This window comes from Parasutterella excrementihominis YIT 11859 (assembly GCF_000205025.1).
Taxonomy (GTDB): domain Bacteria; phylum Pseudomonadota; class Gammaproteobacteria; order Burkholderiales; family Burkholderiaceae_F; genus Parasutterella; species Parasutterella excrementihominis.
The window spans coordinates 24211-48314 of sequence record NZ_GL883755.1 but is presented as its reverse complement, the minus strand read 5'-3'; the positions used below and the strand labels follow the sequence as shown (position 1 = coordinate 48314).

The following is a 24104-nucleotide window of genomic DNA, read 5'->3' as shown; positions in this document are numbered from 1 at the left end:
CAGTTGTTATTGAAAGAATGTACGATTGAAGCTCCGAAACCAACTGATTGAAAATAAACGATTTTTGACAGTTGGTTTCTGGTCTGTTTTTCGAAAATGGTCGATCTGCACAAAAAGTGCCATTATTTTCGAAAATTTGGGGTGATTGCTTGACTGTTTTTGATAGTTGTGGCAATATCTAGTTACATTCTTTCAACAACGAAATCGCCTTAGGGCGAGCTGAAATCAATTTGATTAAATATTAGATCCGGCTACTGAGGCCTCTTGGCCTTATCCGGATTAACAAGGAGCCTCTATTCGAGGCTTTTTGTGTTGACCGAACCGACATAGATTCAGTTAAGCCATTAGAAGGAATTTACTTTGGTTTCAAAGCAATTCCTTTTTTATCGCGTTAGCCTTACTTTCCGAAGATTTTCGAATGTTTCGAAAATTAGGTTTTATTTTTGTCTGTTGTAACGGTTTTGTTGGGAAAGTGAGAAGAATCCCCTAAATTCGCTAGGAAAAAGGTTTGGACTGTGGTCTTTCTGAAATGGTGCAGGGAGCTGTAGATGGTTCGCATTTCCCAAAAGTTTCAGGAAAATGCATAGACCAACAACGTTCAATGATTCTTGTGATGAACCAAACGGTTGAGCGACCCCAACAAATATTGTGAGGGAAGAAAATTATGATGAGGAGAAGAGGGTGATTTGGTGGCCCGAACCGGACTTGAACCGGTACAGCTTGCGCCGAGGGATTTTAAGTCCCTTGTGTCTACCAATTTCACCATCGGGCCGCCAAGAAGTCGCATTCTAATATAAATTTCAAAAAGCTGCTTTTTTCTTTCTTCAAGTCTTCGATATCAATTGTTTCTTCTCTTCGTAGAAACGAGTTCGTTTTTTTACTCAGATTAGGGTTTACATCTAAATAATCACATAAAACAGGTAAAATCATAGGTAAGAAATTTGAGGGAATTAGTGATTTTCCTAGGTCAAAGGATTAACAAAATGTTCTGTCGGCCAGGTGAAAATTAAAGGAGGATCAATATGTCTGCGAATTTCTCTTCTGATTCGATCGTTTGGGTCGACGGACAGGTCACTCTGCCGAAGCATATTTTGAAAATTTTAGGCATCGAAAACGGTCATCGCTCTAATGTGACGTTTATCGTAGAAAACGGCGAAGTAAAAATCGTTAACAGCGCTGCCTATGCAATAAACAATCTGAAAAAAGCTAAAGATAAAGAAGCCGCCTAACACTTTCTACACAAAGCAACTTGAAATCATTTTTGTTTAAAAAGCCGGTTGCATTGATGTGAACACTTCAACAGCCGGTTTGGCGTTTTTAGATTAGATCTGTCCTCAAGTTAGATGTGGATTAATACAATCCTCCTTGGTAATTACCCTTCCTCATTTCCTTCCAACTGAAATTTCTGCAAATTAAAGGGTGTCGGCCTTCTCCTCTCTCATATAATTTTTGAAGAATATCTAACAACCTCAGAAATTTACGGAGAAATAATGGATTCTCTGATATCCAATACCGCCGCTATAAACGGGCTTCTTGCGCGCTTTGGCGTGAAGTTCGGTATCTATAAAAACGGCGAGTTTCATGAGCAGCTGTTTCCCTACGATTCGCTTCCTCGAATTATTCCTGCGGATGAGTTCGCTGAAATTGAAGCCGGCTTGATTCAGCGTGTCGATGCGCTCAACGCCTTCTTGAGAGACATCTACACGGAAAAGCGAATTGTCGCTGACGGCGTGATTCCGGAAGACTTCGCTTTTTCGTCAAGCGGCTTCCTGCCGGCGTGTGACAACTTTGTTCCGCCGAACGGAATTTACTCTCATATTTCAGGCATTGACCTCGTCCAAGCTAAAGACGGAACTTGGTACGTTCTTGAAGACAACCTACGCATTCCTTCAGGCGCTTCCTATCCTTTAATTGCCAGAAAACTCGCTCGCCGTGCTTCGCCGGAGACATTTAAAAATAACTCGGTCGATCGCAACGATGATTACGGACTCCTTTTAAGAGAAGCAATGGAAAGCGTGAATCCCGGCGGCCGCTGCGTCATCATGACACCGGGAAGGTACAACGCTGCTTTCTTCGAGCATGCTTATTTGGCTGAGATGACCGGATGTCCTCTGGTTATGCACAATGACTTGTTCGTACAAGACAATAAGCTCTATTTCAAGAGCAGATCGGGTTCTCCACAGTCGGTCGGCGCTCTCTATCGCCGAATCTCCGACGACTATCTTGATCCTTTGACCTTTAAACCTGAATCACTCATCGGCGTTCCGGGCATTATGAATGCCTATCGGGCAGGGAACCTCGCGATTATCAATGCTCCCGGAAATGGCGTTGCCGACGACAAGGGTATTTATTACTTCGTTCCCAAGATGATTCGTTACTATCTGGGCGAAGAACCGATCCTCAAAAACGCACCGACTTATCTGCCTTTCTACGAAGAAGACAGAGAGTACTGTCTGGCGAACATCGAACGCTTAGTTATTAAAGATGTTGCCGAAGCAGGCGGTTACGGAGTTCTCTTTGGTAAAGATTTAAACCAAGAAGAGCTTGAAGCCTGGAAAGTAAGAATTCAGACTGAATCACGTCGCTTTATTCTTCAGGAAGTGATCGACTTTATTGACCTGCCGGTTCTCGAAGACGGAACGGTCGTAGAGCGCAAATGCGATCTTCGTGCATTTGTCATTAGTTCAACCAACGGAACGAAAGTTTGGCACAGCGGTCTTACTCGTTTTTCCCGCAAGCCGGATTCGTTCGTCGTTAACTCTTCTCAAGGCGGAGGCTTTAAAGACACATGGATTTTATCTCGATAGAAAAAGGCGAAAACTTATTTTGGCTCGGCCGCTACGTTGAACGTGTCTACCGTACGCTGAATTATCTCGAAGGCCTCTATGATGTTCTGATTGATACAGATGAGACGGCTTATAAAGAATTTTGTGCCGCTTTAAACATTCCTGATGTTTACGAAGATGCGTCTGACTTTATGACGAGTTACTTCTTCGACGAGCTCAACCCTGATTCGGTGTACAGCAATCTTTCTCGAGCCTACGACGACGGAATTTTGCTGCGGAATACCATCTCGACTCGCTCTTTGGCTTATATTCAGCTGGCACTTGATGCGATGGAAGATGCGAAGGCAGAAGGTTCCGGAGCTCTGTGTTCTTTTGAAGTCATCGATCGCTTGTTGGCTTTCTGGGGCAGTATTGACGAATATCTCTCTTCAGGTCAAGAACGCTGTCTCGTTAAAGCCGGCCGTTACCTTGAGCGCCTGGACATGCAGCTGAGATTGGGAGAAAGCTGGGAAACAATCGGCGTGACGATCGGTAAACTGGATCGCAGATTACAGGGCGCAAAGATTGCCTACAGCGGTCAAAAAATGCGTGTTCTGAAAAATTTTGCCCAGTTAGCTGATGATGATCCGGAGACCCGGCTGGTGGCTTTGGAAACAGTTCAGAAGCTCTTGAATAATTAAAAACTCGATACAATGAAAAAATTTTTGTATTCGCTTAGGGCGGATCTGTTGTTTTCCGAACCCGTTTCGAATCACACATTTGTGCTTCGCTCTGTCCCGCTCTCGGAGCCGGGACAGGAGCCGATGCGCATCTCTTTAACCTGTCAGCCGGGCTGCCGGCTGTCAGAAACCTTTGACGGACAAGGCAATAAAGTTTTCCTGGGCAGCATCGAGAATAAACATACCTTCTTTTCTTTTTGCTCGACAGGAGAAGTATTGGTCGATTCCTCGCAGCGCAGCAGTTTCGGTGCGGCTGCCTACTATCGATATCCGACTCAGCTTACGACGCTGACCGGCACGCTCAAAGATTATTTTGAAGCCAATAAAGTTGAAGGCGCACCCATCGCCCTTGCTGAATACTGGCTAACAAAAATTGGTACAGACTTCCGCTATCAAAAAGGCGTTACGACAACAGTAACTGCGGCCCATGAAGCGTGGGAGCTCGGCGCCGGAGTTTGTCAGGATTTTGCGCACATTCTTCTTGCTTTCTTACGAGCTCAGAACGTTATTTGTCGCTACGTTGCTGGACTGACCACCGGTGAAGGTGCTTCTCATGCTTGGGTAGAAGTTTTTGACGGTGAAACATGGATCGGAGTGGATCCTACGCATCAGAGATTCTGTGACGATAATTACGTCAAGATTTCACAAGGACCAGACTTTAGTTTTTGCGCTTTAGAAAGAGGCGTCTTTATGGGCGCAGCGGATCAAAGTATGTCGGCAAAGTGTAAGTTGGTTGAAATTTGAGAATGATTGAAGACGTCATAAAAGTAAAGATGCCGGTCGGCGAGTCTTTGGTGATTCGCAAGAACCGCCACTTGCCTGATAACGTTGCGTCAGCAGAAGGCCTTAAAAGACTTTGCGTCGTTTCCGGAATTCACGGCGATGAGCTTGAAGGACAGTACATTTGTTATTTGCTTAATAAAGTCGTTCGTGAAAAGAGTGAGCACCTTAAAGGGGTGTTGGATGTCTATCCGGCATTGAACCCGATGGGCATCGATACGATCCAGCGAGGATTTCCCGGTTTTGATTTGGATATGAACCGGATTTTCCCGGGACGTACCGACGGAGCGGCGACGGAGTGGGTTGCAAGCAAATTGATTCAGGAATTCAAAGGCGCAGAAATGGCGATTGATATTCACGCCAGCAATATCTTCCTGCGCGAGATTCCCCAGGTTCGCGTCAATATCAATACGGCAGATAAACTCGTTAAATACGCGAGCATGCTCGATGTCGATTTTGTTTGGGTGCATCAAGCTTCTACTGTGCTCGAATCAACGTTGGCTTACAGCTTAAATTCCATCGGCGTTAAAACTCTTGTCGTAGAGGCGGGCGTCGGCATGAGAATTACTCAGGATTATTGTCAACGGCTTGTGAACGGAATTCTGAATCTTATGCAGAATCTCGGTATGTGGGACGGCCCCGTCCAGCCTGTTAAACAGCCGATCGTTTCCTTAGATCGCTCCGTGAGTTTTGTGAATGCTGAAGAGCCGGGTGTGTTTGTCCCGACGGTTCGCCACAGCGATAACGTTAGACGAGGCGAGATTTTTGGCCGAATTGTAGATGCGCTTTCAGGTGAGGTTCGTCAGGAATGCGTCTCCGAAGTCGATGGTTTGCTCTTCACGCTTCGTGAATATCCTATCGTAAATAAGGGGTCTCTGATTGCCCGAATTCTTCAGGAAGAACGTCGATGAAAGAAGAAGTTATTTTCAGAATGGAGTCGGCCTACCGCGAAGACTTTGAAGTAAAAAGTTATCACTTCGGCGGCCCTGAAAAGACCATGTGCATTATCGGCAATATGCGCGGCAATGAAATTCAGCAGCTCTATATTGCCGGCCAAATGGTTCGAACATTAAAGCGCTTTGAGGAAGAAGGGCGGTTTATCCGCCGTCACGGTGTGACGGTGATTCCGTGTGCCAATCCGTACTCCGTTAATGTCGGTAAGCGCTTCTGGGCGATGGATAACTCCGATATCAATCGAATGTATCCCGGATACAACAAAGGTGAGACTACTCAGCGAATAGCTGCCGGTATTTTTGAAAAGATTCAGGGCTACCGCTTCGGCGTGCAGTTTTCCTCTTTTTATATGCCCGGAGACTTCGTCTCTCATGTGCGCATGATGAAGACGGATTATGAGGACACTGGCTTGGCTCAGCTTTTCGGAATGCCTTTTGTCGTTCTTCGCAAACCCGTTCCCTTTGATACCACAACCTTAAACTTCAACTGGCAGGTGTGGGATACAAAAGCCTTTTCTCTTTACAGCCGTTCTACCGAGAAGATCGATAAGAAGGGTGCGGACATGGCGATTGCGGCGGTTTGCCGCTTCTTAAGCCGAATGAACGTTTTAAATTACAACGTTTACGGCGGCTATGAATCGACCGTTCTTATAGAAGAAGAGCTGGTGTCGCTGCGTTCAACTGCTTCCGGTCTTTACATTCCGCACGTGAAATCCTTTGATTCCGTTGAACGCGGACAAGTTCTTGCGGACATCATTGATCCGCTTACCGGCGTGACCGTCGCCCAGACCGAAGCACCCGAAGACGGCATTGTGTTTTTTGCCAAAGATTCTCCCCTTGTCATGGAAAACGAAACTCTCTTTAAAATAGTGAACAAGCTTCACAAGTAACACATAAAGAGAGTCCCCGGATGGCAGATGTCAGCTACAACATTCCGGACCTGCGTCCGGGAGAGGTTTTTCGTGTCGAACAGACGATAAAGCGCAGCCGCTTTATCGCTTCTGTCGGACACACTCCCGGTGTCGAAGAAGCAAAAGCTTTCATCGAACAAATTAAAGCCGAATTTGAAGATGCCCGGCACAATTGCTGGGCTTATTGTGCCGGAGCCGCCGGATCTACCGATCGTATCGGCGCAAGCGATGACGGCGAGCCTCACGGAACCGCCGGACGCCCCATGCTGACGGCTGTTACGCACAGCGGCATTGGAGAAGTGACCGTTGTTGTGACTCGTTACTTCGGCGGAATTTTGCTCGGTACGGGAGGACTAGTTAAAGCCTATCAGTCTTCCGTCAAAATGGCGTTAGAGGGAGTGCCCACGCGAGTTCGTACCAAAACGAAACGCATCAAATTCAGCGTTGAACATCGATTTGTGAATCAGGTTCTGCGCAAGATCGAAGCCGTAAACGGTCGAATTCTAGAAAAGAATTTTGATATGGGTGCGGATTTTGATGTCGAAATCCCCGAGGATCTCGCTGAGACTTTTGCTAAAGAATTGGAAGAGCTCACGCGCGGAGCTCTTCTCATTGAATTCGTCGAAGAGTAACGGCTTATCTCGCTACGCCGATTGTTAAATTTAAGCTCTCTAAACCTGTAAACGTCTGGCTTGGGAAAGCTTCATTCTGATTTTGCTTAAGAATGACAAACTCAGGTTTGCTTCGACGGGCAAACAATTCGCTTCTTCCCAAGAGCAGAGAAAGTGCCACGAAGAAACGCTGATCGGCAGAAATTGTCTTCATGCCCGCAAGACCTGAAGCGTCCGAGAGCTCGGGTGCAAATAATTTCACACCTTCATCACGGAGTTTGATCTTGGCGCCGGGGATGAAGGCATCAATGTCTGAAGAGCCGTAGGCGACTGCAAGCGACAAACCTAAACGCGCAATTCCCCCCGGTTCCTCAGCATTGGCGCAGAGAGATTCCCATCGCTCAAGCGAGGTCTGCAGCTTTTGGAATTCTGCTTCTTCCCGTTTTCGGCGATTTTTGTTATTCGCATTTTTTGCCATCTTCTCACGTAGGCCTGTGAGCTGAGCAGTGGCTGTGTGGAAGAGATCGGATTTTTCTAAGAGTTCTTCTTCGAGCTGTTCACGAGTGCGCGTCGTCAGGTTCTTCTCCTGAAGACTGTTTAATGCCTGCTGTTTTTCTTCGTACTGCGAATTTACGACACGATACCTTTCGAGCAGTTCATCGTTTTGACGCATGAGGTCATCTTTCTGTGCAGTCGAGATCTGAGAAGAAAGGAAGCTGGACTCGTTCGGGAAACCGGCCTTTTGAAGTTTTTGGTTGAAAGCGTCCGAAAGCGATTCAATGGATTTAATGGTTTCGCTGCGATGTGCTTCGAGAGTATTAATTTTGTTCTGCGTAGAAAGCAAGGCTTCCTCTTTGGAAGCAAGACTTAATTTAGCTTCTTCGGCAAGACGTGTGGCATTGGCCTTTTCTGTTTCAATCGCGGCAATTACTTCTTCCGGTGTCTGGCTGGCAATTGCTTCATGCCGTTCTTTTTGGAACCGTTTGATCTGTTCAGTGAGAGCCTCGATGTCCTTTTCTAAGGTTTCTGCGCTCTTCTTCTGAGCAGTCAGAGACGCGACAGTATTTCGGAGGGCTTCTTCGCTCTCCGCTGTTTCTTCTTCGATCTGTTTTTTCTCGACGCTCCAGTTGATCCACTGTTCGCGGCGTTTTTCGAGCGTTGGAAGGTTCTGCTTCATGATGGCCGGGTTAGAGGCCTTCAGGCCGAAGCGGGCAAAGGCTCGCTCGAGCAAACGCGTCAGGGAGACGCGATTAAGTTCAGAGTCTTTTTGATTCTTTTCTAGCTCGGCAGACATGTTGGCGAAGTTCTTCAAAGCCTCTTCCAAAGACGCCTGTTCTTCTTTTTTACGAGCGGTTTTAAGCGCTGCATCTTCGCGCTTTTCTTTCAGCGATTCAATCGCTTCCGTGAGCCCTTGAATTTTCTCTAATCGTGCTTCAAGGTCATCTCGACGATTGGCTAAAGAAGTTTGTTTTTGCTTGAGTACAGCCGCCCAAGTGATCGGTTTCTTCTCTCTCAAGCCGACAATATTGAGCTCGCTCGCGATATACAAAATCTCGCCCTTGGCTTCATTGAGTTCTGTCGTAAGCGTATTCAGAATGTTTTCGGCTTCTGTCTGCTGCAGCTGAAGCTGCGCAAATTCAGCTTTGCATTTTTCCGATTCGACGAGCGCGAGCTGAGCGTCTTCTTTTGCTTTAGCGAGTTTGTCTTCCAACGAACGGTCAAACGGCAGTTTGACGGAGTAGGGATGGTGAATCGCGCCACACAAGGGACACGGCTTGCCGTTGGCTAACTTTTCGCGCGGTTCATTCAGCGACAGTACTTCGAGATAGAAGGAATAAGCCTGCTGAGCTGAATTGACGACGGCTGTCTTGTCGATATAGGCCTGGCGAGCCGCATTCAAAGCAACCGTCGCGAGTCTCAAGGCGTGCTTGGTGCTCTCGAGCCCTGCTTTTACCTGATTGAATCGGTCGTGTCCTTCTGCCAAGAGAACAATTCTTCCTTGAAGCGCGTCTAGGGCATTTAAGCGTTCATTCTGATTGTCCAGTTCCGCAGCCAGCGTCTCGACGCCTTCTATTCCTAAAGACTTGGAAAGCATGCGCTCCTTCATGGAAAGTTCGCCCGTGACGGCAAGCTCCTCGTTTTTAAGAGCGGCAATGACGTTTTGAACGTCTAATAAAGCAGAGCGAGAGGACTCAATCCGTTTCTGCAGTTCCCGCTGCGTTTCTTCTGCCTCTGCGCTGCGAATGACTTCAGCGTCAATCTCATCAAGAAGACGTTTGTACTCTTCGAGCTCATCGACCAAGAGCTTATCCATAGAAAGGTCATCCATCTTCTTGTTCAGAAGTTGTGAGCGAATGGTCAGCTGGGAGAGGACGTTTTTTAATCGTGTGTTTTCTTCAGAGAGGAGACGAGCCGCGGTTTGCTCGTTGAACAACTCCTCTTTAAGGTGCTTGCTTTGAATCTGAGAATCTTCGATTTTTTCATCTAATTCTCGAACGCGTTCCAGCGTCACACACTTCTCGTTGTAGTTTTCCAGGACGCTCTTGAAATTTTTGTCTGCCTCAGCATGAGCCAGAGAGGCGGAGCGGACGCGTTCAGAAAGCATCGGGACGGATTTTTTAAGTTCCGTAATCAGCTTACCTTCTTCTTTCTCATCGACTCGAAGCTTAGAGAGGACATCGTAGTCGGGAGCTAAGGCGTCTGTTTTCAGCGCTTTTTCCAGAACGTTCTTTTTCACGTCAAAGCGAGAAAGGTCGCCGTTGACTGCCGTGAGCTGCTTAGACAAGCGGGCGGCTTCATCCTTGAGCATATTGATGCGAATGAGCCAGTCCATCGAATCTTTGAGCTGGGCAATTTCGTTTTGCAGAGCGGCGTGAGAGACGCCGGCCTTAATGAGCTGCTGATTGAGGCGTTCTTCTTCCTCATCAGAAACAACCGAAATTCCGTCTATGACAGACTTAGAAGCGGCGAGCAAGGCGGCCTTCTGCTGAGAAACTTCAATGCCCTGAGTCAGGATTGCATTTCCGAGGGACTCGGAGACATTTCCGATCAAAGATGAGGCTAAAGTATCCGCATTCTCGGTCAAAGATTCAGAAGTCGAGAGAATGTCATAGAAAAGGGTGTCTTCTAATTTATCGGCATCAAGATGCGTGATTCTAGCCATGGCGACAGGAAAGGGCGCTGCCTGCAGGTCAAACGGCATGCCGTTTTTGCGGATTTCAGTGTTTTCGTGGGACCGAAGAAGTTCAAATCGTCCCTCTTCTGTGGAGAAGACCAGGCGGACTTCGGGATTTTTTCCAAGTTTCTCGGATGAGATATCGAATAGAGCGAACTTTAGAGCGTCAAGGAATAACGCAATACTTTTCTCTCCCGTCAGGGGAATGGAAAAAACGTCGGTGCGTCCGTCAAAATCGAGATCCCATTGACCGAGGAAAGTCGGTACTCGGGAAAGACCGAAAGCATGAATCTGCATAACGAAAAATCAAAACAACAAATCAGTAAGCAACCTTGGTTAATCCGTATCCGAGCGCAAAGAAAATGGCAGAGATCACGGTCCACATGATTGTCAGAACACGGGTCACAGAGAGGATTTTTTCTCGCTGGTAGTCGTCGATGCCGGGCTTAAGCAGCATTCGGCCGAACTTGCTGTAATAGCTTCCGCAGAAGCCTCCGATAACTGCCGGGATCATGCCCCAAAGATAGCTAAAGTTGATCCAGCCGATGAACAGCCCGGAAGCGATCATGGCGGCGATGATAATGGGATAAGCGAACATATTATTTTTACTCCGAAAGGTTCACTTTACCAAATCTCGACAGAAGAAAAAACGCCGCATTGTCTGCGGCGTTTTTATTAGAAATGAGAAACGTTACTTCAAGTCTTCGGGAACTTTGCCGCCGTTTTCGGCAAGCTTCTGCATAACGGCCTTAATCAGCCAAACGTTCATCTGAGAATAGTCACCGCCGATAAGGTTTTCAGGGCAGCCGAGTTCTTTTGCCAGCTCTTTACGATTAGCTAAAGATGGGTCCATTCCAAGAAGCTTCATAAGGTCAACAATAGAAGTTTTCCAGTTGAGTTTCTGTGGGTTCTTGGCAGCCAAAGCTTCGCAGACAGCAGCGACGTCTACGATTTCGGGCGATCCTGCAGGCGTTTCGGCTGCAGCTGGGGCAGCAGCTACAGTTTCAACGGCAGCGGCTTCCACGGGAGAGACCGGTGCTTCCGCTGCAGCAGCGTTTTCCCCTGCAACAGCTTCAACGGCCTTGTCTTTCACAAAACCAAGTTTCTGAAGAATTGTATTGAAAAGTCCCATAATTCACTCCTTTATCAATGGTGTTGGCAAATCTTTTCGCGCCGATTTCTCCGCAGGATGAACGGCGCCGGTAAGACTTTCATCATCAAACTGTAATTCAATTGCGAAAGGATGGGTTTGGAGAGCCACCATCATGAGCGCACCTGAAAAACTCGTTACATCTGCGCTGAATCGGTCGTTCTAAAATTTCGACAGCATAAAGAAAAAGTATCGAAAGATGAAAAAATTATTAGTACTTTCCTGCTTGGCGGGCACCGTCTTGTTCTCCTCGGTCCCGAAGGCCGCAGACTTTGATCGCGTTTACGAAACAGGAACACCTCTGAAGGCGCCGCGCATGATGCCGAATTTCCGAGAGCTCAAGCACGCTCTAAAGATGCCGCAGTTTGATCTCAAAACTATTTACGGAACAGACGTAAATTTGTCGGATTACAAAGGAAAGGTGATCGTTTTAAACGTTTGGGCTACCTGGTGCCGCCCCTGCGTCGCGGAGATACCGGAACTGATTACAGCACAGAAGGCCCTTAAGAACTCTGATGTCCGTGTTATTGGAGTTGCTGTTGACGGAGAAAATGTGGATCTTAAAAAATTCCTCGACAAGATCCGTGCTTCGGGTTTTGAAACCTTCATTGACGGCAATCAGGCGATTCCCGGGAAGATGGGCGTTTCTGTGGTCCCCACCAATTTCATAATTGACGGCAACGGAAATTTAGTGGCTTACGCTGAAGGTTACCTGCCATGGGAAAATCCTCAGATTATTTCTTTCCTGAAAGAAATCGGCAAGAAATACGCGTCCGGTCCTTCTGCGGCTAAAAAGCCGGCCTCTGCCCCTGTCGGTTCCGTTGGATCTGTTTTCAAAATTAGTCAATTTTAGGTTAGTAAACTTAAAGCTGACTTTAACTTTTTGGACCGAAAAGAGGTATTTTGAAGCCCTAAAATGACAAGACTTCACTAACTTCCTTGTGCTTGTCATGAAAACTGCCCAGTCGTCCCGAATTCTTCAGCTCACTAAAAAACTTTGTGCCATTCCTTCCGTTAGCGGTAGCGCCGCGGAGGAAAACCGCTGTGCGGACTTCATTACGCATTGTCTGTTTTGCCTTGCACAAAAACATCCCGGACGCGTGCGAGTCTTTGAACCGGTCTGTGAGCGGGACCCCCTCGAGCGTAAGGCGGTTTTCGGACTGCTCCGAGCCGCCGTTCCTACCGATAAAACTGTTGTACTGACAGGTCACTTCGATGTCGTCGATACGCAGAACTGCGGTGATAAAGTACAGACGGCTTTCGATTTAGAACGTTACACGGAAGCACTACGTGAACAGCCTCTAGATGAAACTGCTCGGAAGGATCTTGAGAGCGGCAATTGGCTGTTCGGGCGCGGCAGTATGGATATGAAGGCGGGCCTTGCGCTGTTTTTGGCTTCCATGGAGGAGTGGGCAGATGACCCGACTCTTGCCGTCAATATTCTTTTTTGGGCGGTTCCGGATGAAGAAGCCAACAGTGCCGGCATGATCGGTTCGTTAAGAACATTCCTGCATATCTGTGAAGAAGAACATTTGAAAGTCGTCGCTGCTCTTACCGGTGAGCCTTGTTTCTGGACGGCGGAAACCAAGACGGTACCGGCTGTGCGACCTTATTACACAGGAACCACCGGCAAACTTATGCCGTTCTTCTACGCCTTCGGTAAATCCGCACACATCGGCAATTATCTTCACGGCTTCAGCGCAGCGCTCTTAATTAGTGAAATCGTTTGTCTGGCAGAAGCCGACACCGCTTTATACGAGGGTTCCGGATTGGATCTTTTAGCACCTCCCGCCTGCTTAAGTATGGAGGTGCACCGCAACGGTTATTCGGTCACTGTGCCTGAAGAGGCTTCCGCTTACTTTAATGTTCTGACCGCCGCAAAGAAACCGGCGGATGTCCTTCGTTGGGCTCAAATGACAGCGGCGCGGGCTGCCGCGCAGGCCAGAAGCAAACTGATGCGTGCACTGCTGTTTGCACAAGATAAAGGCGCAGACTTTCCTGACATTGATGAGGTCAATGTTGTTACCTTCGGGATGCTTCAGCGGATGGCTCGCCAGAAGACGGGCGAATCCTTCGAAGAAAAAAGAGATCATTTTTATCGCTCGCTCCCTAAAGATCTGGACATTCGGGAGGCGGCCCTGAAAGAATGCTCCTGGCTGTTTTTACAGGCTCAGATGCCACGGCCGACAATTGTAGTCGGGTTCCTGCCGCCGTACTACCCGGCTCGGCTGAATCGTCGACAGTCGCCTGATGAGCAAAAACTTAGAAAAGTGATGGAAGAGATGACGGAGCAGGCAAAAGTCTTGAGCAAAGACGAAGCAGTCCGTCTGCACGAGGTTTTCGGGGGCATTACGGATTTGTCCTTCCTAGGCTTTGAAGAAATGAGAGAAGGGGCCAAACAAGTCGGCGAGAACATGGCCGGCTGGAAGAAACTCTTTTATTTGCCGACCGATCTCCCGGGCGCCTTGGACATTCCGATTGCCAACATGGGGCCGGCAGGCCGAGATGCGCACCGAAGCACCGAACGTTTAGAGCTTGATTACTCTTTGAACATTGCGCCGAAGCTTTTGGCCGAAACGATTCAAAAGCTTTCCTAAAAAAGAAGGGACGGCTTCAGCCGTCCCTCTGGCGATTCAGTGCTTAATTATTTTCCAAAGGTGTCCTTCAGAGCAACTGCAAGGTTGAATACCAGGTTGTCCGGAGTGAAGTCCTTCTGATCAGCCACGTAATAACCGTTTCTTTCGAACTGGAAGCGGTCTTCGGGTTTGGCGTCTTTCAGAGAAGGCTCAACGTAGGACTGCATCACAGTCTTACTGTTCTTATTAATGAGCTCACGGAAGTCCACTTCACCGGCATCGGGTTTCGGAACGGTGAACAGACGGTCATAAAGTCTGATCGTTGCGGGAAGAGCATCTTTAACACTCAGCCAGTGAATGGCAGCCTTGGTCTTAATAGAGTTGGCGCCGTCGGTACCGCTCTTGGTTTCCGGGAAGTATTCAGCGTGGACGGCTGTGATCTTGCCGTCCGAATCTTTTTCTACAGAGGTGGCCTGAACGACGTAGGCGTGACGCAGACGAACGGGCATTGCCGGTTTGTCAGCAGTTGCCAGTGTCAGGCGGCGATAGCCTTTGGGCGGTTCTTCCGCGAAGTCGCTTCTTTCAATCCAAAGTTCTTTTCCGAAAGAAAGCTTGCGAGAGCCGCGTTCCAGATGCTGAGGGTGATTGGGAGACTCGAATTCTTCGATCTGATCTTCCGGATAGTTATCAATGATGAGTTTGATCGGATCCTGAACGGCGATACGACGATCGGCTTCAGCATCAAGCACATCTCTCAGAGAACCTTCGAGAACAGAGTAGTCGATCCAGCTGCCGGTCTGTTTAGAAACCCCGACGCGATCGCAGAACAAACGCATGGCTTCGGGAGAATAGCCGCGGCGGCGCAGACCGACGAGAGTCGGCATGCGGGGGTCGTCCCAACCATCGACGAGGCCTTCTTTGACCAAGGCGATCAGTTTGCGTTTGCTCATGACCACATAAGTCAGATTCAGACGATTGAACTCGTACTGATGTGGAAGCAGGAAGAAGTTCGGTTTAACGGTTGCGCTTAAAACGTCCTGCAGCAGCGGAGTGAAAACTTCCGGTTTGGCAGCAACGGCGTTCACGATGGCGTGCGCAGAAGCATCGTTCAAATTTTCGGGATTGGCCTTGATATCAGCTAAGAGAGAAGCGAGTTCTCTTTCTGTTTCGGTCTGGCCGAGTTTCCATTTGAATTTGACAGCAGCTTCGGCAAAAGGCTTGATTTCTTCGAAGCTCTTTTTCTGGAGGTCTGCCAGGACGGCTTTTGCTTTTTCAAAGAGCGGAGCGCGGGTAATGGGTACGGATCTTTCGGTTGCCCAGTTATAGAAAGCGCGCTGATCTTCAAATTCCAACGTGCAGATTGAATGAGTAATGTTTTCCAGAACGTCTTCGAGCGGGTGAGCGAACGTGTACATCGGGTAAATACACCATTTGTCGCCTGTACGATGATGTTCGGCAAAACGAATACGGTAAATAGCCGGATCACGAAGATTGATGTTGCGGGAGCTCATGTCAACTTTAGAGCGGAGAACCATGCTTCCTTCCGGATGCTTGCCTTCCCGCATTTCACGGAAGAGGCGCAGACTTTCTTCCGCCGGACGATCCCGAAACGGAGAGTCGACGCCGGGTGTGTGAAGTGTGCCCCGGTTTTCTTTAATCTGTTCAGCCGTTTGTTCATCGACGTATGCCAAGCCGTTTTTAATCATATGCTCGGCAATCTCGTACATATAGTCGAAGTAGTCGCTGGCGAAGTAGAAATTGGTTTCTTTGGCATCCTTCCAGTCGAAGCCGAGCCAGTTAACAGAGCCAAGAATGGAGTCTACGTATTCCTGGTCCTCTTTAACCGGGTTAGTATCGTCGAAACGCATGTGGCACCGTCCGGCATAGTCTTTGGCTAGACCGAAATTCAGGCAGATACTTTTAGCGTGACCGATGTGGAGGTAACCGTTAGGCTCAGGAGGAAAACGAAGCCGAACTTTTGCCTCATCGATCGGTCCTTCCATCTGCTCCGTGTAAGTGCCGGGATGTCCACACCAATGTCTGGGATCGTTTACCCCTTGTTTCAAGTCTTCGTTAATAATGTTGCGAAGAAAATTAGTGATGTGGCTGCTCTGAGCCTTTTCTTTGTTTTCGGTCATCGCTGTAGTAAAAAAGAGAACTAATTTTTCTATTCTACCTTTCTGTGTTTATTTGCGCCGAAAATACGAGGTTCTCAGCATGCGTTAGATCAAGAAGAAGAGAAGAAACATCGAAGGAAGAAAAGTTCAGGACGTGAAAAAATACAAATTCGCGAAGTATTAGGGATAACGAGCATTAGTCAATAAAGAAGTTTCAAGTATGGAAAAAATCAAAATCGAGAGAAAATTACCCTCAGTTAACTTTCCATATAAAAAGACTTGATTCTTCATCTTTAATTCTCATAACTTAGTTTACATTTTTATATATTTTCTTAATTTAATAAAAGAATTAGGCAAAAATATGTTTTTAACTAACTAAAAACCGAACTCTTAATCGCATTTGGGTTATTTATAAAAAGATGAAAATTTGCACGTAAATAATTTCGGAAATTCAAGAAGATAGAGTCTACAGAGGAGGTCTGAGAATCTAAGACATTTGTCTTATAGGATTAATCTTTCTTAGGGATTACGATCGAGGGCAGTTAAAGAGATTACAACTCTTAACAATCCCCAATAACCTAAGGACAAGAAATTAAGATGTCTGACAAAATCGTAAATCTGTCCGTCTCTCGACGGACACTTATGAAAGGAGGAGCTTTGGCTGCAGCCGCTGCCGCTTCTCCATGTCTTCCGAACTTGGCGTTTGCCGAACAAATTAAAAAACTCGAACAGGAAGGTTGGACAAAACGTCCCGTTGCCTGCACGATGTGCGGTGCGTTCTGCGGTCTGATTGAGATGCGTAAAGAAGGTGAGCCCGTTTCCGAAAAAACTGTTCGTATTTTCCCAAATCCAGGACATCCTCAACAGGGCTACTGCGGCCGATCCGCTGCAACTATGTGGGTTTGGAATCACCCGCTTCGTTTGAAAAAACCTCTGAAACGTGTCGGGGAAAAGGGCGAAGGAAAATTCAAAGAAATTACATGGGATGAAGCGTTGGACGGCATCGCCGGTCAGCTTAAAACGATCGTTGAAAAATATGGAGAAAGCAGCATTGCTTCAACTTCCCATACTTTCTCGGGCTTCAGCAAGTGGATTACGCTACCGCTGGGCTCTCCGAATAGTATTGGCCATGCTTCTTCCTGCAATGCGGGTGGTATCAGCGGTCGCCAGTGGGTCTTCGGAAAAGGCTTTGACGGTGCCGGCAAAATGGAGCCCGATTACGCCAACTTGCGTTATTTGCTTCTTATCGGCCGTTCTATGGGAGCTGCTATGGGAGCGCTCCATACTTTGAATGTTGCTCGTGCAAACGGGGCCCGTGTGGTTTCCATCGACCCGAGAATGCCGGACATCTCTTACGGTGATGTGGACTGGGTTGGTATTCGTCCCTCGACGGACGCTGCTTTCGTGATGGGTCTGATTAACCGCATGATTCAGGACGGTACAGCCGATTTTGATTTCATTCAGAAGCATACCAACGGCGCTTATCTTGTCAGAGAAAACGGTCATCCCTTGACTCAAGCTGATTTCGTCGCAGGCGGGGATAAAACAAAATACGCCGTTGCCAATGCTGCCGGAGAAATTTCCTTCCGAGGACTGAAGAAAAATGAAACCGGAGAGATGGTTTTTGACGAAGATCCTTCTTTCAAGGCTATCCTTGAAGACGTCGCTCCGGTCAAACTTGTCGACGGGATCACGATTCCCGTTAAAACCGCTTTTGAAGTCGTCAAAGAGACAGCGGCTCCTTACACACCGGAGAAAGTATTTGAAATCACCGGCGTTGAGCCTGGCATCCTGCTCCGTATCGCTAAGGACTTCACGAACCTAAAAGGTGTGATCGATGACGGCTGGTACACCTCTAAGAACGGAACCGACGTTCAGCTGTATCAATTGATCTGCATTGCCAACGCGATGAACGGCAATATAGATATTCCTGGGGGTTTGGTTGTAACAGTCGGGGCCGGCCTCAAGATCCCCAGTGTTTCTGCAGGCAAAGGTCCCAACGGCGAAACTTGGCAGATGGCTAAAGAAAAGCGCATCGACAAGATCGTTTATCCGGAAGCATCCGCAACTTTTAAGGTTGCGCTCCAGGCTGCCGTTACCGGCAAACCTTATCCGATCAAAGGTGTTTTCTTCGTGGGAACTACGATGTTCCATCGTGAGGCCAATTCTCAAGAACTTGCAGAACAGCTTAAGAAGCTTGAGCTTTGTGTCGTTCAGGATGTTCTTCCGCAGGAACTGGTTGACTATGCTGACTACGTGCTCCCTGCCACATATTTCATGGAAAGAAAAGAGATGGCTGGTGTTAAGTGGGCGCTTGACGGCTCCATTTATCTTTCCGACCCGGGCCTTACGCCGCCGAAAGGTTGTGAAGCTCGTCACGACGTGTGGATCCTTTTGGAAATTCTGAGAAGAGCTTTCCCGGAAAAAGCAGCGCGCGTCGGATACAAGGAATGCAAGACGGCCGAGGAGTTCAATAAATACTTTGATGCCTTTACGAACAAAGGTTTTAATAAGTTCCTGGCACAGTGCGAAAGCCAGAAACCGGGCTGGGCTGCCAAGATCAAGAAGGATATCGAAACACAGGGCTGGTCAACGATCAAGACAAAGAAATACAACCAGTACCCGTATCACAAACCTTTTGGAACACCGAGCGGCAAGGTTGAAATCTATGCCTTCCAGAGCTTCAAGAACGAAGCCTACGAAAAGGCCATTGCTCCGATTTCCGGTTACATTCCTTCGCCAGCGTTCACCGCACCGAAGCAGAACAGCAATGAGTTCATCCTGGCTTCCGGAAAGAACTGCGTCACCTGTTCCGGCCTGAATATGTTTACGCAGCCCACTCGCTATTTGGGCGACAGAACCGTTTGGATGAATCCGGTTGATGCACAGAGACTGGGTATTAAAAACGGGGATATGGCCGAAATTGAAGGTATCGATACTAACTATGTCGGCCAAGCAAGAATTACCGTCACCAATAAGGTTGTACCGGGTGCAGTTTTTGCCTTCGGTTTCTCCGGAGGCAACAGAACTAAGCACCTTGTAAACGACCCCGAATACCAATTTGTGAAAGAAGGTATTAACTCTCATTGGTATGCGACAGGTTATGCGCAGCCGGTCTTCGGCAATGTTGCGAATAACAGTTCCGTGCGCATTAAGAAGGTAAGAGGCTAAATCATGGTTCAAAAGAAAAAACAATTAGCGCATCTTTTTGATGCCACACAATGCATCAGCTGCGGTGCCTGCATTTTGGCCTGTTCTCAGACCAATTTCCCTGAAATGCACAACCAGAGCATTCCGGGGAGAAACTGGCCCGCATCCAATATTCGTATTTTCCGTTCTGAAGAACGTCGTCCGGTCAATCTGCTGGTTCAGTGCCAGCAGTGCGAAAACGCACCTTGCGTTAAGACTTGTCCCTTTGGCGCGAACTATTACGATGAAAACGGTCTTGTCAGAAATGATCCGGATAAGTGCGTCGGCTGCAACTACTGTATTGCCAGCTGCCCGTACGACGCTCGCTGGAGTCATCCGATCACGGGCCTGCCGATGAAATGTATCAGTCCGGGCTGCATGGAGATGATTAACGAAGGCAAGCAGCCGGCTTGTGTTCAGGCGTGCCCCGCGGAAGCCCGTCTCTTCGGAGATATTTTGGATCCACAGTCTGAAATCTCTAAAAAGATTGCTTCCAGCAGAACCGAGCTTCTCATGCCGAACAAAGGCACGAAACCTAACTTCTTTGTGGTGGTGTCCAAATGATCGAATTAACTTCTTTTACTCCTCAGCTCCAAGCCGCTCATTGGGGGTGGACGATTGCCATTTTCCTTTGGCTCGTCGGTCTCGCCGGTATGGGATTTTTTCTGAACTACTGGATCAGACAGAAGAACTTTGTTTATCTTCTGACGGTTTCAGGCATTCTCGGAACGCTCTTAGTGGTCAGCCACTTGGCTAGGATGCTTAATCTTCCGTTTGCCGTTTTCAGCGCTTTAGCGGACTTTTCCTTTAATTTCCAGTCTTGGATGTTCATCGGCATTTGTCTGCTTTCGCTGCTGTGCATCGGTTCCGTGTTCTATTCCATGATCTGCGCCAAGATCATTTTCAAGAGTGAATACTGGCAGAACATGACTAAGTCCAATTGGTTCAACGGAATTTTTGCTGCGCTGGGCGTTTGCTGCACGATTTATTCCGGCTTCCTCTTGACTCAGGCCGTCGGCATCTCTCTGTGGAATACCGCTTTGATTCCGCTGCTTTGGATCATGTCCGGCATGGCCAGTTCCATCGGCTGTATTGAACTTTTCATGATCATGAAATGGATCGATCCGGATACCGTTCGCTGGAGCAGAAGAACTTCCTTCTGGGTTGAAGTTGCAGAACTGTTCACCATTTTTGCCTTTGTCCACGTTGCTTTGGGTTCCGCGCTTGCCGGTGCCAGAGCCGGTGCAGAAGCTCTGATCAGCGGTCCTCATGCCGTGATGTTCTGGGTCGGCGTGATTATTCTCGGTTCTGTCGTGCCTCTGCTCCTGAATCTGCTGACACGCAGCCATAAGATTTTGGCCTGCAGTGCGATCCTCGGCATCATCGGTGCGCTCCTGCTGAGAGCTTCCATCCTCTTCTCCGGATACTACGATCCGATCATGTTCTAAGACTTGGCGCCGCCTCTCAGGTCTGGAGGCGGTAATTACTTAGTTGCTCCTTGATGCCAAGCGGCATCTTCGAAGGGCTGTCTTCGGGCAGCCCTTCGCCTTACTGGCTTGGCTGTTCTCTTCGCAAATGAGTTCTAGAAGAATTAGAGAGCCCGAATACATGTCCGAAGAAACGGCCTGAAATCGTTCTCCTTCCAAAATCGATTAGATGTCCCTGTGTCGGTTGTTTGGAGAAGATCTGTGAGAGAAAGAGGCTTTCTGAAAAGGTATCCAAAACATTGGATTTTAACCATCACAAGCTTCCCGAGCCGGAACAGAAGACATGTTTAAGTCTTATGATTCTGAGAGAAATGTGATTGCTATTGGAACTACAGAAAATAAAATTCCCGCCCCGATTTTCAATCGAGAAGCGGGAACTCCTTGTCCGTGGACACCCTCTCCGAAAAATCGAAGAACCCTCACGATGCTGTCGTATCCAATCATGGACACCCGGCGACAGGCGACAAATTTTCCACTCTAGACAAGGGTTTCAGATTAACAAAATCCTAGTCCGAGCGCAATGTTTAGTCTTCCTTGAACGCTACCTCGCGGCCTTTCTTAATACTCGGTAAGAGGATGAGCAGCAGCAGGAAGATGGCCATCATCAATAGGACGAGAGAGATGGGACGCGTAAAGAAGGTCGATGGGTCACCGCGAGAAAGAAGCATTGCTCTTCTGAGGTTTTCTTCCATCATTGGTCCGAGAATGAAGCCCAGGATCAATGGTGCTGGTTCACATTTCAGTTTTGCAAATAGGTAGCCAAGTGCACCGCAGATTATCGTGATGTAGACATCAAACGGATTGTTATTAATGGAATACACGCCGATACAGCAGAAAGTCAGAATCATCGGATAGAGCAAGCCGTAAGGAACGCGCAGCAACTGAACCCAAACGCCGATTAAAGGCAGATTCAAAATCACAAGCATCAGGTTGCCGATCCACATTGAGACAACTAAGCCCCAGAAAAGTGTCGGATTAGAGCTCATGACCTGAGGTCCCGGCGTGATGTTGTGAATCATCAGCGCGCCGATCATCAAAGCCATCGTAGCGTTGCAGGGAATGCCGAGCGTGAGCATCGGAATGAAGCTCGTCTGGGCGCCTGCGTTGTTGGCAGATTCCGGACCGGCAACACCGGCAATGTTGCCTTTACCAAACGGAGGATTGGCGTTTTTGCCGCCGACTTTCTTCTCAAGCGTATAAGAAGCAAAGGAAGCGAGCAGAGCTCCGCCGCCGGGAAGAATGCCGAGGAAGGAACCCAGCAAAGTGCCGCGCGTGATGGCAGGCGCGGCTTTGCATAATTCTTTTCGGCTCGGCCAAATGGAGCCGACCTTTTCTGTAATGGAATCGCGCGTTTCGCCTTTGGACAAATTCACGATAATTTCAGTGAATCCGAACAGGCCCATAGAAATGGCGACGAAATCGATGCCGTCCTGAAGTTCGGCAATGCCGAAATCAAAACGGAAAGTTCCGGAATTGACGTCTGCTCCGATGATGCCGAGAAGCAGGCCTAAGATGATCATGGCAAAGGCCTTCAGTACAGAACCGTTGGCAAGCACAACGGCGCCGACAAGACCCAGAACCATCAGGCTGAAATATTCGGCCGGACCGAATTTAAAGGCAAGTTCAATCAGAGGAGGTGCGAAAGCAGCGACCAAGATCGTTGCAAAGCAGCCTGCAATAAAAGAGCCGATAGCCGCAATGCCGAGTGCGGTGCCGGCTTTGCCGTGACGCGCCATCTGGTATCCGTCTAAGCATGTGACCACCGAAGCCGACTCGCCCGGAAGGTTAACCAAAATCGCGGTTGTGGATCCGCCGTACTGAGAGCCGTAATAAATACCGGCAAGCATAATCAATGCTGAAGTCGGATCGAGCGTGTAAGTGATCGGCAGGAGCATGGCGAGCGTTGCCACCGGCCCGAGTCCCGGAAGAACGCCGATCAAGGTGCCGAGCGTGACACCTAAGAAACAGTAGAGCAGGTTCTGCAGTGATAAAGCAGTGGCAAAACCGACGGCTAAATTATTTAGTAAATCCATAATTCAGCCCCTTAATTCGTGAGAAAAGCCGGCCAGATGGGCACGGTTAGATCCAGGCCGAGGACAAAGATCAGCCAAACGGCAACGCTTAAAAAGACGCAGAGCAAAAAGGTCCGAATCCAGCGGAAAGGACGGTTGCCGAAAGAAGATAAGAAAACCATCACGGCAGTCGCAGGGATGAGACCTGCCGGTCTGAGCAGTACGGCAAAAATCGTAACGGATCCTAGAATCACAAAAAAGTTGTACCAGTCAAACTTTCCGAACTTGCCGCCGTCTTCCTCAGAGCTTTTAAAAAGAACGGATTTCGCAGTGATCAAAAAACCAAGGAAAAAGAGAAAACCGCCGAGCAGCATCGGGAAATAGCCCGGACCCATGCGGAAGGCCGTCCCGATGTTGTAGTTGTAAACAGAGTAGAGGCAGAAAAAACCTCCGAAGGCCATGAACATCAAACCGGCCCAAAAATCTCTTTGATCCTTGATCATAGGTAAAACGAAATTAAGGAAGGCCGGAGGCCGGCCTTCTAGGTTGTACAAACTGAGCAAAGTATTAGTCTACTTTCGCTCCGCTGGTCTTCACAATTTCTTTGTATTTGACGAGCTCGGCTTTTACAAAGTCGTTCAGCTGAGCAGGTGTACCGGCTTTTTCAACGGCGCCCATCTTGTCGAAGCGTTCAGCCATGGGTTTGGACTTAATGGCTTTGACAAAAGCCTGGTTGAGTTTTTCAACAACTTTCGGATCCATCTTGGCCGGTCCGAAGAAGGCGTACCAAGTGGAAATATCGAATCCGGGGACACCGGCTTCGGCCATCGTCGGAACGTTCGGCAGAGAAGGTGCACGGAACGTTGTCGTCACGGCAAGAGGAATCAATTTGCCGGCTTTGATGTTGGCGCTGGCAGAAGCCAGGTTGTCAAAGATCATCTGAGTGTCGCCGCTCAAGACGCTCATCTGAGCAGCTGCGGCGCCCTTAAACGGAATGTGAACGATCTTGATGCCGGTTGCGTTCTTTAAGAGTTCGCCGGACATATGGCCAGCAGAACCGTTGCCGCCGGAAGCATAATTAATAGCGTCCGGGTTCTTCTTGGCATACTCGATTAAATCTTTAACGCTCTTGATGCCTGTCTTTTGAGAGAATTCCGGTGTAATGACCAGAACGTTCGGTGTCTGAGCAATCAGCGTAATCGGAGTGAAGTCCTTGATGGGGTCATACGGCAGTTTGCTGAAAAGGTTGGGGTTTACGGCATGTGTTGCCAGAGCGCCCATGACGATGGTCTTGCCGTCCGGAGCTTGTTTTGCAACGTAGTCCACGCCGATGTTGCCGCCGGCGCCGGGTTTGTTTTCAACAATGATGTTGCCCAGGTCATGACGAGCTTCTTCAGCGACGGCACGGGCTGTGACGTCCAAAGGGCCTCCGGGAGGATAAGGAACAATAATACGAATAGGATCTTCAGCAGCGAAAGGAGGGAATGCTGCGCAGCCTAATGCTGCAGCTCCAAGGGCACAGACGGAACGTCTAGTAAATTTGATTGTCATTTTTTACCTTTCTCATTTGTGGTTATCGGGTAGAGTTAACTACCTTTCTAGCATTCTATGAAAAAATCGGGGCAAAAACAGAAAGTT

General features: G+C 48.3%; 19 protein-coding genes and 1 tRNA gene. 12 read left to right on the top strand and 8 right to left on the bottom strand.

Features of this window, described 5'->3' with window-relative positions; all coding sequences use genetic code 11:
* Positions 1–687: 687 nt before the first annotated feature.
* Positions 688–772 (bottom strand) — tRNA-Leu (locus tag HMPREF9439_RS10565).
* A 250-nt stretch (positions 773–1022) separates the two neighbouring features.
* On the opposite strand from HMPREF9439_RS10565, the gene HMPREF9439_RS10560 reads away from it, so the two are divergent.
* From HMPREF9439_RS10560 to HMPREF9439_RS10530, 7 genes are all read left to right on the top strand, one after another.
* Positions 1023–1229, top strand: coding sequence for an AbrB/MazE/SpoVT family DNA-binding domain-containing protein (locus HMPREF9439_RS10560; protein WP_008864840.1), 207 nt, complete (start codon positions 1023–1025; stop codon positions 1227–1229).
* A 261-nt stretch (positions 1230–1490) separates the two neighbouring features.
* Positions 1491–2807: a circularly permuted type 2 ATP-grasp protein gene (locus tag HMPREF9439_RS10555; RefSeq protein WP_008811658.1), complete on the top strand. Its 1317-nt coding sequence runs from the start codon at positions 1491–1493 to the stop codon at positions 2805–2807.
* Positions 2789–3466, top strand: a complete 678-nt coding sequence (locus HMPREF9439_RS10550) for an alpha-E domain-containing protein (protein WP_008811659.1) — start codon at positions 2789–2791, stop codon at positions 3464–3466. The genes HMPREF9439_RS10555 and HMPREF9439_RS10550 overlap by 19 nt, the downstream gene beginning before the upstream one ends.
* Before the next feature lie 12 nt (positions 3467–3478).
* Positions 3479–4249, top strand: coding sequence for a transglutaminase family protein (locus tag HMPREF9439_RS10545; RefSeq protein ID WP_008811660.1), 771 nt, complete (start codon positions 3479–3481; stop codon positions 4247–4249).
* Positions 4250–4251: 2 nt separating this feature from the next.
* Positions 4252–5196 (top strand): M14 family metallopeptidase, encoded by a 945-nt coding sequence (locus HMPREF9439_RS10540; protein ID WP_008811661.1) that lies wholly within the window; start codon positions 4252–4254, stop codon positions 5194–5196.
* Positions 5193–6128, top strand: a complete 936-nt coding sequence (locus HMPREF9439_RS10535) for a M14 family metallopeptidase (RefSeq protein ID WP_008811662.1) — start codon at positions 5193–5195, stop codon at positions 6126–6128. Before HMPREF9439_RS10540 ends, HMPREF9439_RS10535 begins: the two co-directional genes overlap by 4 nt.
* Before the next feature lie 20 nt (positions 6129–6148).
* Positions 6149–6781, top strand: a complete 633-nt coding sequence (locus HMPREF9439_RS10530) for a YigZ family protein (protein ID WP_008811663.1) — start codon at positions 6149–6151, stop codon at positions 6779–6781.
* Between the two features lie 4 nt (positions 6782–6785).
* On the opposite strand, the gene HMPREF9439_RS10525 is transcribed toward HMPREF9439_RS10530, so the two are convergent.
* The 3 genes from HMPREF9439_RS10525 to HMPREF9439_RS10515 form a co-directional block, all read right to left on the bottom strand.
* Entirely contained in the window at positions 6786–10232 is a 3447-nt protein-coding gene (locus HMPREF9439_RS10525) for a coiled-coil domain-containing protein (RefSeq protein WP_008811664.1), read from the bottom strand.
* Between the two features lie 22 nt (positions 10233–10254).
* Positions 10255–10533 carry a hypothetical protein gene (locus HMPREF9439_RS10520; RefSeq protein ID WP_008811665.1) on the bottom strand — a complete coding sequence of 93 codons (279 nt, stop codon included), beginning with the start codon at positions 10531–10533 and terminating at the stop codon, positions 10255–10257.
* Between the two features lie 93 nt (positions 10534–10626).
* Positions 10627–11067, bottom strand: coding sequence for a DUF3597 domain-containing protein (locus HMPREF9439_RS10515; protein WP_008811666.1), 441 nt, complete (start codon positions 11065–11067; stop codon positions 10627–10629).
* A gap of 217 nt (positions 11068–11284) precedes the next feature.
* Between HMPREF9439_RS10515 and HMPREF9439_RS10510 the strand changes: the two genes are divergently transcribed.
* Together HMPREF9439_RS10510 and HMPREF9439_RS10505 are read left to right on the top strand one after the other, a co-directional pair.
* Entirely contained in the window at positions 11285–11938 is a 654-nt protein-coding gene (locus tag HMPREF9439_RS10510) for a TlpA family protein disulfide reductase (RefSeq protein WP_008811667.1), read from the top strand.
* 97 nt (positions 11939–12035) lie between these two features.
* Positions 12036–13682: a M20/M25/M40 family metallo-hydrolase gene (locus HMPREF9439_RS10505; RefSeq protein WP_008864838.1), complete on the top strand. Its 1647-nt coding sequence runs from the start codon at positions 12036–12038 to the stop codon at positions 13680–13682.
* A gap of 47 nt (positions 13683–13729) precedes the next feature.
* Here the strand turns inward: HMPREF9439_RS10505 and HMPREF9439_RS10500 are convergent, their stop codons facing one another.
* Positions 13730–15799 carry a glutamine--tRNA ligase gene (locus tag HMPREF9439_RS10500; protein WP_008811669.1) on the bottom strand — a complete coding sequence of 690 codons (2070 nt, stop codon included), beginning with the start codon at positions 15797–15799 and terminating at the stop codon, positions 13730–13732.
* Positions 15800–16375: 576 nt separating this feature from the next.
* Here HMPREF9439_RS10500 and HMPREF9439_RS10495 point away from each other — a divergent pair.
* From HMPREF9439_RS10495 to nrfD, 3 genes are read left to right on the top strand one after another with little or no spacing between them, the layout of a single operon-like run.
* Positions 16376–18949: a molybdopterin-containing oxidoreductase family protein gene (locus tag HMPREF9439_RS10495; RefSeq protein ID WP_021867821.1), complete on the top strand. Its 2574-nt coding sequence runs from the start codon at positions 16376–16378 to the stop codon at positions 18947–18949.
* A gap of 3 nt (positions 18950–18952) precedes the next feature.
* Positions 18953–19531, top strand: coding sequence for a 4Fe-4S dicluster domain-containing protein (locus tag HMPREF9439_RS10490; RefSeq protein ID WP_008811671.1), 579 nt, complete (start codon positions 18953–18955; stop codon positions 19529–19531).
* Entirely contained in the window at positions 19528–20415 is an 888-nt protein-coding gene (gene nrfD / locus HMPREF9439_RS10485; protein WP_008811672.1) for an NrfD/PsrC family molybdoenzyme membrane anchor subunit, read from the top strand. Before HMPREF9439_RS10490 ends, nrfD begins: the two co-directional genes overlap by 4 nt.
* Positions 20416–20978: 563 nt before the next feature.
* Here nrfD and HMPREF9439_RS10480 read toward each other — a convergent pair.
* The 3 genes from HMPREF9439_RS10480 to HMPREF9439_RS10470 form a co-directional block, all read right to left on the bottom strand.
* Positions 20979–22487: a tripartite tricarboxylate transporter permease gene (locus tag HMPREF9439_RS10480; RefSeq protein WP_008811673.1), complete on the bottom strand. Its 1509-nt coding sequence runs from the start codon at positions 22485–22487 to the stop codon at positions 20979–20981.
* An 11-nt stretch (positions 22488–22498) separates the two neighbouring features.
* The gene (locus HMPREF9439_RS10475) at positions 22499–22969 is read right to left on the bottom strand and encodes a tripartite tricarboxylate transporter TctB family protein (protein ID WP_008811674.1); all 471 of its coding nucleotides are present in this window, start codon (positions 22967–22969) and stop codon (positions 22499–22501) included.
* A gap of 64 nt (positions 22970–23033) precedes the next feature.
* Positions 23034–24017 carry a Bug family tripartite tricarboxylate transporter substrate binding protein gene (locus HMPREF9439_RS10470; protein ID WP_008864833.1) on the bottom strand — a complete coding sequence of 328 codons (984 nt, stop codon included), beginning with the start codon at positions 24015–24017 and terminating at the stop codon, positions 23034–23036.
* Positions 24018–24104 lie beyond the last annotated feature (87 nt).